At 41.1% G+C, this 11921-nt stretch carries 7 protein-coding genes, 1 rRNA gene and 1 pseudogene; 6 read left to right on the forward strand and 3 right to left on the reverse strand.

The genetic code is table 11. From position 1 onward, the window contains the following. Positions 1-48: 48 nt before the first annotated feature. Entirely contained in the window at positions 49-402 is a 354-nt protein-coding gene (locus GKR74_RS08790; RefSeq protein WP_154603289.1) for a hypothetical protein, read from the reverse strand. Positions 403-1751: 1349 nt separating this feature from the next. Between GKR74_RS08790 and oxyR the strand changes: the two genes are divergently transcribed. Beyond that, complete coding sequence (oxyR, locus tag GKR74_RS08795; protein WP_036950898.1) at positions 1752-2657, forward strand: DNA-binding transcriptional regulator OxyR; 906 nt, start codon at positions 1752-1754, stop codon at positions 2655-2657. 87 nt (positions 2658-2744) lie between these two features. Here oxyR and sthA read toward each other — a convergent pair whose 3' ends face one another. Then, a complete protein-coding gene (gene sthA / locus GKR74_RS08800) occupies positions 2745-4145 on the reverse strand; it encodes a Si-specific NAD(P)(+) transhydrogenase (RefSeq protein WP_036950900.1) in 1401 nt (466 codons plus the stop codon). Positions 4146-4480: 335 nt separating this feature from the next. Here sthA and fabR point away from each other — a divergent pair, with 335 nt between their 5' ends. Continuing rightward, positions 4481-5140 (forward strand): HTH-type transcriptional repressor FabR, encoded by a 660-nt coding sequence (gene fabR, locus GKR74_RS08805; protein WP_036950902.1) that lies wholly within the window; start codon positions 4481-4483, stop codon positions 5138-5140. A gap of 10 nt (positions 5141-5150) precedes the next feature. Next, complete coding sequence (locus GKR74_RS08810; protein ID WP_154603290.1) at positions 5151-5540, forward strand: YijD family membrane protein; 390 nt, start codon at positions 5151-5153, stop codon at positions 5538-5540. Positions 5541-5627: 87 nt separating this feature from the next. Here GKR74_RS08810 and trmA read toward each other — a convergent pair whose 3' ends face one another. Beyond that, positions 5628-6725 carry a tRNA (uridine(54)-C5)-methyltransferase TrmA gene (trmA, locus tag GKR74_RS08815; RefSeq protein ID WP_154603291.1) on the reverse strand — a complete coding sequence of 366 codons (1098 nt, stop codon included), beginning with the start codon at positions 6723-6725 and terminating at the stop codon, positions 5628-5630. A gap of 477 nt (positions 6726-7202) precedes the next feature. Between trmA and btuB the strand changes: the two are divergent. The 3 genes and pseudogenes from btuB (at position 7203) to GKR74_RS08830 (ending at position 11878) form a co-directional block, all read left to right on the forward strand. Continuing rightward, positions 7203-9089, forward strand: a pseudogene (gene btuB / locus GKR74_RS08820) (TonB-dependent vitamin B12 receptor BtuB). Then, positions 9031-9894 carry a glutamate racemase gene (gene murI, locus GKR74_RS08825; protein ID WP_154603296.1) on the forward strand — a complete coding sequence of 288 codons (864 nt, stop codon included), beginning with the start codon at positions 9031-9033 and terminating at the stop codon, positions 9892-9894. Before btuB ends, murI begins: the two are co-directional and overlap by 59 nt. A gap of 443 nt (positions 9895-10337) precedes the next feature. After that, positions 10338-11878 (forward strand): 16S ribosomal RNA (locus GKR74_RS08830). The last annotated feature ends 43 nt before the right edge of the window (positions 11879-11921 follow it).

The following is an 11921-nucleotide window of genomic DNA, read 5'->3' on the forward strand; positions in this document are numbered from 1 at the left end:
AAAAAATGGGGGGTAGCATGGCTACCCCAATTTCCATAACGTTTAATCTTAACTATATTTAATTGTTAACATACCCATCTGTTTGTCTTCATTCACCCAATCATAAGAATAAACACTTCGACCGCCATTCAGGACTTTCCAACCTTGAGTTTTCACTAACTTTTTCAGATCAATGTTATTGGCAACCATATCGTCATTGTCGTTCAGACAATTTACAGTGACATTATTATTATTTACTTCATTCAAGCAAGATGCATAGACAATTGAGCCTGTAAATTGGATGGTACCGTTATGTTCGCTGTTTTCTGCATAGGCATTAACGGCGCTAAAAGCAGGAACGAGTAATAATGCCATGACTGCGCGAAAGAAGGTTTTTTTAGCGATTGATGGTAAATTTTTCATAATAGTATCCCCTAACTGATTTGTGTTTAATCAATTTGTTTAAGTGTATTAATTTAATTAATTCGGTATTGCGTAAGATATATATTGGCTACTTTTCTTTTTTCAATTACCTCGTGCTATTTGATGGGCCTTATAATAATTCAAATAACTCCATTAAGGTGTAAATATTGAAAATCAAATGTATGGAAATTTTAAAATTAAATTAAACAATATGGGATAAGTTAAATATAGTATAAGTAAAAACATATACCCATAAAAAACTATTTAAGAACCAGTTTGTTTATAATTTTGATACAAAAAACCTACTTATCATATATTGATGAATTAAATGGCTAGCTATTGGGTTTTGAGTACACTCATTCGTTAGGTGAGTGATAATGAATATTGAAATCTATGCAGATCACTTTAATATATTCTTTTATATGTATTTACAAACTTTAATTAAATATGAAAGAGAATATAACAAAATGTTTCATTACTATGAGCTAATACTTAATAAAGCTATATCCCTTATTTTTATTATTACCTCATTTTCGGGTATTAAGTCCTATTAGCTTGTTTGGTAGCCATTCTATATAGGAATTTAAGAGCAATTATCAGGATGGCTAAGTATCAATATAAATACTCTAATAATGGGTAATATGTATTTAACATTTAGCATCATTGCTATTGAGTATTATTCAGCTATCCAAAGCCATCATAGGCAAATGGATTCAACTAATTTGAATAAATGATTATTTATTTTAATGGTTTTTATGGGGTTATTGATAGCTCTGTACCAATTCATGATTCTTATCAACGTAATTTCTAAATTGTGCTCATTGCGTTCAAGTAGGTATATTATTGGCATTAAGGTGATTAACTTCAACGTTAAAAATATTTAAAAATATGTCAAAAAAAACAAACAATTAATTCTGTATGTTATTATTTTTAATAAAATTATTCATTTTTTCTTCTGATATTGCTCGATGAGGAAAGTATAGCGAGGTTGATAGGTTTAGTGGATGCCACGGGTGATTCATTGAACTAGTTCGTAAGTACAAGGGTAAGAAGAAAGATATATTAAGAAGTTTATTGGAATAGTTGCCTGAATATTTTTTAATACATAAATTTTACTCCTTTAACGAGTAAAAATGGTTGATTATTGCATATTGAAATCATTTTTTATTCGGAAAAAGACTGATACATTTATTTTCCAGATATTACAGTTTGTTTCATATTTAAATGAGATTTTTCTTAAAAAAATTTAAATATTGCTTTTTATTTTTATCAATAGATGAAACGTTATATATTCTCTATAATGATTGGTATTATCTATATAGTCAGGCATAACGAGAGGAAAAAGGCGGATGAATATTCGTGATCTGGAGTACCTAGTTGCACTTGCTGAGCACAAGCACTTTAGACGTGCTGCGGATTCTTGCCATGTAAGTCAGCCTACGCTGAGCGGTCAAATTCGTAAGCTTGAAGAAGAGCTCGGCGTGATGCTATTAGAAAGAACCAGCCGAAAAGTGCTTTTTACTCAACAAGGTTTATTGCTCGTTGAGCAAGCAAGAACGATCTTAAGAGAGATAAAAGTTCTACAAGAAATGGCCGCTTTACAAGGCGAAAGCATGTCAGGGCCTTTACATATAGGACTGATCCCAACTGTTGCACCTTATTTGCTTCCGCACATTATTCCTGAATTACACCGTGTGCACCCTAAACTAGAAATTTACTTACACGAAGCGCAGACTCAGCAATTATTAGCTCAGTTAGATAGTGGTAAGTTGGATTGCGCTATTCTGGCAGAAGTCAAAGAAACCGAACCCTTTATTGTTGTGCCATTATTTGAAGAGCCAATGAAACTCGCGATTTATGAAAACCACCCATGGCATGACCGTGATACGGTTGAAATGGGCGAATTAGCGGGTGAGAAATTATTGATGTTGGAAGATGGTCACTGTTTACGTGATCAAGCGATGGGGTTCTGTTTCCAAGCCGGGGCAAAAGAAGATACCCATTTCAGAGCGACGAGCTTAGAAACGCTGAGAAACATGGTCGCAGCGGGTAGCGGAATTACATTGCTGCCAGATTTGGCTGTACCTCATGAGGCTTGTCGTGATGGCGTTTGTTACTTGAACTGTATTGAGCCTGAGCCAAAACGCCGTATTGTATTAGTTTATCGTCCGGGCTCTCCATTGCGTGGACGTTATGAGCAGCTTGCTGAGACAATTTACAGCTCGATGGATAAGTATTACAGAAATAAAAAGTAAGCGATAAAAACAAAAAAGTGATTGCGGGAATAAACCTGCAATCACTTATTCTAAAACCAATCATTCAGTGTAAAGCGTAGAGAACCGCTAAAACAGTCGATTTAGACCATTCAATGCCGCAACTCGGAACGCTTCAGCCATGGTTGGATAGTTAAATGTGGTATTAATGAAGTATTCGATGGTATTCCCTTCACCTTTTTGTTCCATAATCGCTTGGCCGATATGAATAATTTCAGCCGCTCTCTCACCGAAACAGTGAATACCTAAAATTTGAAGAGTTTCTCTATGGAAGAGAATTTTCAAACTACCCACATTCATGCCAGCAATTTGTGCTCGTGCTAAATGTTTAAACTGAGCACGACCGACTTCATAAGGGACTTTCATTGCCGTCAATTCTTGTTCTGTTTTACCCACAGAACTAATTTCTGGAATGGTATAAATACCTGTCGGAATATCTTCAACTAAATGGGCATTACCTAAGCCAGAGGTAATTGCGCGAGCCGCAATTCGCCCTTGATCATAAGCAGCAGAAGCTAGGCTTGGATAGCCAATCACATCGCCAACAGCATAGATATGCTCATTACTGGTGCGATAAGCATGGTCAACTTTGACTAAGCCACGACCATCCGCTTCGATCCCCACATTCGCCAGACCGATATTATCAGTATTACCAGTACGACCGTTCGCGAACAGTAAGCAATCCGCTTTCACTTTCTTGCCTGATTTAAGATGAACAATAACGCCATCATCTAAACCTTCAATCTTTTCATACTCTTCGTTGTGACGGATAACCACGCCACTGTTCCAGAAATGATAAGACAATGCATCAGACATCTCTTGATCAAGGAATGCCAATAAGTGATCACGAGTGTTGATCAAATCGACTTTGACACCTAACCCACGAAATATGGATGCATACTCACAACCAATCACACCCGCACCATAAATAATCACATGGCGAGGTTCGTGGGAAAGGCTGAGAATGGTATCGCTGTTATAAATTCGGGAGTGGGTAAAATCAACATCAGGCGGGCAATAAGGTCGTGAGCCAGTCGCAATAATAATTTTATCTGCGCTAAGGACATCACAACTTCCATCTGCATAGCGTACGCTAACATGTTGATCATCAACAAAAGTTGCTTCACCAGAAAACATTTGGCAACCATTGCGTTCATAAAACCCTTCACGCATACGAGTTTGTTGACTTATAACGGTTTCGGCATGAGTAAGAATTTCAGAAAAAGAGGAGCGTAAACTGCGGGAATTATCACTATATAGAGGGTTTTGATTAAATTCGATAATTCGACTAACAGCATGACGAAGGGCTTTAGAGGGAATAGTACCCCAGTGGGTACAGCCGCCGCCGACACTGTTATAACGTTCTATAACAGCAACGTTTTTTCCTTGTTTAACCAGGCCCATAGCGGCACCTTCACCACCAGGACCGGAACCAATGACAATTGCATCAAAATGGGTATGTTGTTGCATGAGGTAAGCCTGTTTTAATTCTAGGGACGTTGTGATAGTAACATTCGTTTGCCATCTTGTCTCAATTCGAAATCCTAAAGACAAATAAGTATAGAAAGCAAATAAAAATAAAGGCGCGCAAAGTATATAAAAAATTTATAGAAAAAAGTCGATAAAAGACACAGCCTAGAAAAAATGAAGCTGGGTGAAATTCTGAAAATGGCGAAATTGATGGGAGAGTCATCTTTTCATTAAACTAGATTAATAATTTTCAGGTATGCTTAACGGATGGGCGCATTCAAAAGTGATATTTTGATCTATTCGCGGCGTTTTAATTGTAGAAAACTAGGAAAATCGTGAGCAACACTATTGGCGTTAGAGCAAAACAGAAAGAAAAAACTCGTCGTTCGCTCGTGGAAGCGGCATTTAGCCAATTAAGTGCAGAACGTAGTTTTACTAGCCTCAGCTTACGGGAAGTCGCTCGTGAAGCGGGCATCGCACCAACTTCGTTTTACCGTCACTTCAAAGATGTTGATGAGCTTGGGTTAACCATGGTTGATGAAAGTGGTTTGATGCTACGCCAACTCATGAGACAAGCGCGTCAACGTATCGCAAAAGGCGGGAGTGTGATCCGCACGTCAGTCTCTACTTTTATGGAGTTTATTGGTAATAACCCTAACGCGTTTAGGTTATTATTACGTGAGCGCTCAGGAACTTCTGCTGAGTTTCGTGCTGCGGTCGCACGAGAAATCCAACATTTTATTGCAGAATTAGCGGATTATCTTGAATTAGAAAATCGTACACCGCGGTATTTCACTGAAATGCAAGCCGAAGCTATGGTCACTATTGTGTTTAGTGCGGGCGCTGAAGCGCTTGATATTGATGAAGAAAAACGTCGACGCCTCGAAGAGCGGTTAGTATTACAGCTACGTATGATAGCTAAAGGCGCATATTACTGGTACCGCCGCGAGCAAGAAAAACAAAATGATACAGACCCTGACTTAACCAAAGAGTAAAGGAGAGACAATGACGGAACACAAGAATTATGAGAGAAGCACGTTACTGCTATCTTTAGTAATCGGCTTATCGACTCATGGAACGTTCTCTACCCTGTTTAATTCCTTTGTGGAATTTTCTATCTTCCCAATCGTCACATTAATTTTGGCTGTTTACTGTTTACACCAGCGCTATTTAAATCAAGCTATGCCAATGGGATTACCAAAATTTGTCGCCGGCAGCTTTTTCTTAGGTATGTTTGGCTACGCAGCGATTTTACGCGTCCAACATCCTGATGTCGGTTCTAACTTTATCCCAGCAACCGTGATTGTGATTATTGCACTGTGGATGTATACCAGCTGGAAAGCACGTAAAAAAGAGCTGCAAGAACAAGCTCTCGAAAGTGAAACTGAACATTAATATCAGTTTTGAATAAAAAGAAACGCCGCAACATAATAGTGCGGCGTTTTTTATGGATAATTTATAGGGAATAATTTATAGAGAGTATTAGCGTCGAGTGAGTAACACTCCACTTTCCATATGATGGGTATATGGGAATTGGTCAAATAAAGCCAGTTTTTCAACTTTATGGGTTTTAGTGAGTTCCGCTAAATTATCGCACAGGGTTTCAGGGTTACAGGAGATATACAGAATATGGTCATATTCTTGTACCAGCTGAACAGTTTTGTCATCTAAGCCGCTGCGTGGTGGGTCGACAAAAATCGTATTGCACTGGTAATCCGCTAAATTAATCCCTTCTAAACGATTAAATTCACGAACGCCATTCATGGCTTGAGTAAAATCTTCCGCAGACATTCGGATAATCTGCACATTATCTATTTTGTTAGCTTCTATATTGTATTGCGCCGCATGCACTGAAGGTTTGGCAATTTCAGTCGCTAAAACACGATTGAAGTTTTGAGCCAGCGCCAGTGAAAAGTTGCCATTACCACAATACAGCTCTAATAAATCGCCGGTTGAATGTTGAGTCGCATCAATTGCCCACTCTAACATTTTAATATTCACCTGCGCGTTTGGCTGTGTGAAACTATTTTCCACCTGACGATAAATCATGTTTTTCCCTTTTACAGGTAAAACTTCATCGACATAATCGTGGTCGAGCATAATTTTAGTTTTAGAGGCGCGACCAATAATTTGAACGTCAAAGCCTTTGGCCGTTAAATCGGCTTTCAATTGTTTGGCTTGTTCTGTCCATTCATCACTTAATTTTTTATGATAAAGCAGAGAAACAATCAGCTTATTACTTAGCGTCGATAAGTAATCTATCTGGAATAATTTGTGGCGCAGTAATTCAGAGCGTTTTAATAAAGGCAGAAGTTCAGCCATCATGTCGTTGATTAGCTGGCTAGCAACTGGAAATGACTCAATTCGAATGCGTTCTTTGGTCTCTTTATCAAACATAATATGAAATAGGTCATCGCCTTCGTGCCAAATTCTAAATTCTGCACGCATCCGATAATGGGAGGTTGGAGATGAATAAATTTCAGGTTCAGGCGCAGCATAAGGGGCCATCAAACTCTTCAGACGGTCAACTTTCTCTGCAAGTTGCAGTTCGTAATCTTCGGTGTGCAAGGTGTTTTGCATCATATGGCCCCATAAAACAGTCAAAATTCACATCAGGGGCGAAATTGTAGGGCAAGCAGCGAAGATGTCCAGTTTTCATTATCGATTCATGGACACTGATAGTTATTCAATTTAGGATTATGTGCTGTGGTTGAGGGAATTTGGTGAGAGTCCAAAGCTGACGCGCAACGGTAATTAAGGTATCCCCGTCATTCTTCAAGCTACATGGGTGTTGGCATCGCTCAGCTATCCTAGTCACATACTTCAGTATGCTCCTAGGAATATCTTCGCTTGCCGCCTACATGCAGCTTGAATTATTTAGGGGATATAACAGGTCGAATTTTCATTTTATATATCGCTTCATATATAGAAACCCAACTTGTCACTTTATAAGTCCGATACCTACCACAACTCTTATCGCTTTGTTGAATCTCAGCGCGGATCTGATTTTCAGCGTCGCGGAATGTTAATTTAATTGATTTTCCGAGTGTAAACATAATGAATAATAACAAGTCGCTATCGCTTTCGGTGGCAGCTCTGGCCGTGTTGTGCGGTATTTCCTCTTTGGCAAGTGCAAGCTCTAATTCGTCAGATGAAATGGTGGTGTCTGCAAACCGTTTCGAACAACCTATCTCTTCTATATTAGCGCCAGTGACTGTGGTGACCCGTGAAGATATTGATCATTGGCAGTCAAATACCGTGATTGATGTATTGAGACGTTTACCGGGGGTGGATGTTGCTCAAAATGGTGGAATAGGGCAACAAAGTTCTCTCTTTATTAGAGGAACAGAATCACGCCATGTTTTGGTTTTAATTGATGGTGTTCGTCTTAATCAAGCGGGAATTTCTGGTTCTTCAGATATGAGTCAAATTCCAATCTCGCTAGTGCAGCGTATTGAGTATATTCGTGGCGCACGTTCAGCCGTTTATGGCTCTGATGCGGTGGGTGGGGTGATTAACATTATTACTCGCCGTAATAATGAAGGAACCACCTTGAATGCAGGGATCGGTTCATATGGCTATCAAAACTATAACGGTTCAACGCAGCAGAAGATTGGTGAGAATACAACCGTAACGGGCGCGGCGGCTTATACCTATACAAAAGGGTTTGATGTAGAGGCGAGAGGAAATACAGGAGGACATCCCCAGCCAGACAAAGATGGTTTTCTTAATAAAACATTATGGCTAGGTGTGGAACATCAATTTACCCCAGATGTTTTAGCTTATGCCAGAGCTTATGGGTATGATAATCGAACAAATTATGATGCCTCTGAATTTGCTGGTATTTTGGCTGATACCCGCAAGCTATATAGCCGCACCTATGAAACTGGTGTTAAATATCATCAGGAGAAATACTCTACTTCATTAATGAGCAGCTATAGTCACGTTAAAGATTATAACTATGACCCAAGATATGGAAAATACGGTAAAGGTTCTCGTGCTGATGATTCGAAACAGTATAACGTTCAATGGGGAAATAATTACCAATTTGAAAATGGTACAGTTTCGGCTGGCGTTGATTATCAAAAGCAAACCATTGAAGCGGGAACATCTTCATTACCAAACAATGAATCAATCAATAATACCGGAATCTATTTAACGTCTCAGCAAGCAATCTCTGCTTTTACTATTGAAGGCGCTGTAAGGTCTGAAAAACATTCAGAGTTTGGCTGGCATACAACATGGCAAGCAGGCGCTGGATGGGAATTCATTGATGGGTATCAGCTAATAGGCTCTTATGCTACGGCTTATAAAGCACCAAACATTAGCCAACTATATGCTTCAGCACCATATGGCAATCCAGACCTAAAGCCAGAAGAAAGCAAGCAATGGGAAGGTGGAGTGAAAGGGCTCACAGGTCCTTTAAATTGGCAATTAGTTGCATATAAGAATGAAATTACCAATCTTATTGATGCGAAAGCCGAAACTAATTGGGGATGGCAAAATGTCGGTGAGGCGACAATAAAAGGTATCGAGTGGAACGGAGATATGGATACAGGCATATTCCACCATCAGCTTACATATCAATATACCGATCCTAGGGACGATAAAACGAATAAAGTCTTAATTCGTCGAGCTAAGCAACAAATCAAATATCAACTAGATTGGAATGTTGCCAATGTAGATTGGGGGCTAACTTATCAATACATTGGTTCTAGATATGATAAAGACTTCGGTCAATATGATACTAGTACTGGTGACTATAAAAGATTAAAACTCGGCGGCGTTAGCCTTTGGGATATCACTGCGGCATATCCAATCACTTCACATCTCACAATTCGTGGTAAAATAGCTAATATGTTCGATAAAGACTATGAGACCGCGTATGGTTATCGCACCGCTGGAAGAGAATATTTCCTCACAGGAAGCTACAACTTCTGATAACAACCTATCTGTTCGCCCGACCATTCTGGTATTTGACTCCGGAGTGGGCGGGTTATCTGTCTATCGCGAAGTCAAAAAACTGATCCCAAATGCGCACTATATATATGCATTCGATAATGAAGCTTTCCCTTATGGAGAGAAAAGCGAAGAGTTCATTATTGATAGGGTTTATCAAATCGTTAATGCCATCGCGAAAAAGCATCCTCTCACCATTGCCGTTATTGCGTGTAATACTGCAAGCACGGTGAGCTTACCTAACTTAAGAGCGAATTTTACTTTCCCAATTGTCGGTGTCGTTCCAGCGATTAAGCCTGCAACCAAACTGACGCGTAACGGTGTCGTTGGTTTATTGGCGACTCGGGGCACGGTAAATCGTGAATACACAAAAGAGCTGATTGAACGTTTTGCGACGGACTGCAAAGTGATCTCTTTAGGCTCAGCAGAACTCGTACAATTGGCAGAAAGAAAGTTACATGGTGAAATACTGCCGCTGGATGAAGTGGCTCAAGCCGTCAAACCGTGGATCAAAATGAAAGAAGCCCCAGATACGGTGATTCTTGGCTGCACCCATTTCCCTCTTATAGTAGAAGAGTTAGAAAAAGTGCTACCAAGCGGAACTCGATTTATTGATTCTGGCGCCGCAATTGCCAGAAGAACCGTTTGGCTCATCAATAATCAGGCTGAAGTAACGGATTCAAATGAAGAAGACTTCGCTTACTGCTTATTAATGAACGAGAGTTTACAAGAATTAAGACCTGTTCTTGAGGCGGAAGGCTTCAAATCGCTGAAAAAACTAGCCATTTAAGCCAAATTAGCTGAAAAGCTGAGCGAACGAAAAAAAACATCAAAAAAAGGGTTGCCAGATTTTTCTGACTCCCTATAATGCGCATCCACTGACCGGGAACAAGCCAACGCAAAGCGCGATGGACACTGAACCGGCAGCGAGAGAATCTGAAAAGATTAAGCAAAAAAATGCTTGACTCTCACTGAGGAAAGCGTAATATACGCCACCTCGCGACAACGACCTAAGTTGATAAAAACTGAGTCGAATTTCTTAAGAAATGTCGCACCGCTCTTTAACAATTTATCAGACAATCTGTGTGGGCACTCACAGGACACTATCAAAAAAATATTTGATTTTAAGTCTTGAAGAGTGACTAACACGTTAATTCATATATATGAACTAATAGGTAATTTGGTTTCTTCGGAAATCAAACGACAGTAACATTCTTTGAGCATCAAGCTTTTTAATTGAAGAGTTTGATCATGGCTCAGATTGAACGCTGGCGGCAGGCCTAACACATGCAAGTCGAGCGGTAACAGGGGAAGCTTGCTTCTCGCTGACGAGCGGCGGACGGGTGAGTAATGTATGGGGATCTGCCCGATAGAGGGGGATAACTACTGGAAACGGTAGCTAATACCGCATAATCTCTAAGGAGCAAAGCAGGGGAACTTCGGTCCTTGCGCTATCGGATGAACCCATATGGGATTAGCTAGTTGGTGAGGTAATGGCTCACCAAGGCGACGATCCCTAGCTGGTCTGAGAGGATGATCAGCCACACTGGGACTGAGACACGGCCCAGACTCCTACGGGAGGCAGCAGTGGGGAATATTGCACAATGGGCGCAAGCCTGATGCAGCCATGCCGCGTGTATGAAGAAGGCCTTAGGGTTGTAAAGTACTTTCAGTTGGGAGGAAGGCGTTGATGCTAATATCATCAACGATTGACGTTACCAACAGAAGAAGCACCGGCTAACTCCGTGCCAGCAGCCGCGGTAATACGGAGGGTGCAAGCGTTAATCGGAATTACTGGGCGTAAAGCGCACGCAGGCGGTTGATTAAGTTAGATGTGAAATCCCCGGGCTTAACCTGGGAATGGCATCTAAGACTGGTCAGCTAGAGTCTTGTAGAGGGGGGTAGAATTCCATGTGTAGCGGTGAAATGCGTAGAGATGTGGAGGAATACCGGTGGCGAAGGCGGCCCCCTGGACAAAGACTGACGCTCAGGTGCGAAAGCGTGGGGAGCAAACAGGATTAGATACCCTGGTAGTCCACGCTGTAAACGATGTCGATTTGGAGGTTGTTCCCTTGAGGAGTGGCTTCCGGAGCTAACGCGTTAAATCGACCGCCTGGGGAGTACGGCCGCAAGGTTAAAACTCAAATGAATTGACGGGGGCCCGCACAAGCGGTGGAGCATGTGGTTTAATTCGATGCAACGCGAAGAACCTTACCTACTCTTGACATCCAGAGAATTTAGCAGAGATGCTTTAGTGCCTTCGGGAACTCTGAGACAGGTGCTGCATGGCTGTCGTCAGCTCGTGTTGTGAAATGTTGGGTTAAGTCCCGCAACGAGCGCAACCCTTATCCTTTGTTGCCAGCACGTAATGGTGGGAACTCAAAGGAGACTGCCGGTGATAAACCGGAGGAAGGTGGGGATGACGTCAAGTCATCATGGCCCTTACGAGTAGGGCTACACACGTGCTACAATGGCGTATACAAAGAGAAGCGACCTCGCGAGAGCAAGCGGAACTCATAAAGTACGTCGTAGTCCGGATTGGAGTCTGCAACTCGACTCCATGAAGTCGGAATCGCTAGTAATCGTAGATCAGAATGCTACGGTGAATACGTTCCCGGGCCTTGTACACACCGCCCGTCACACCATGGGAGTGGGTTGCAAAAGAAGTAGGTAGCTTAACCTTCGGGAGGGCGCTTACCACTTTGTGATTCATGACTGGGGTGAAGTCGTAACAAGGTAACCGTAGGGGAACCTGCGGTTGGATCACCTCCTTACCATTGAAGTGTACTTGTGAAGTGCTCACACAGATTGTCTGAT

The organism is Providencia sp. wls1914 (assembly GCF_009706645.1).
GTDB lineage: Bacteria > Pseudomonadota > Gammaproteobacteria > Enterobacterales > Enterobacteriaceae > Providencia > Providencia zhijiangensis.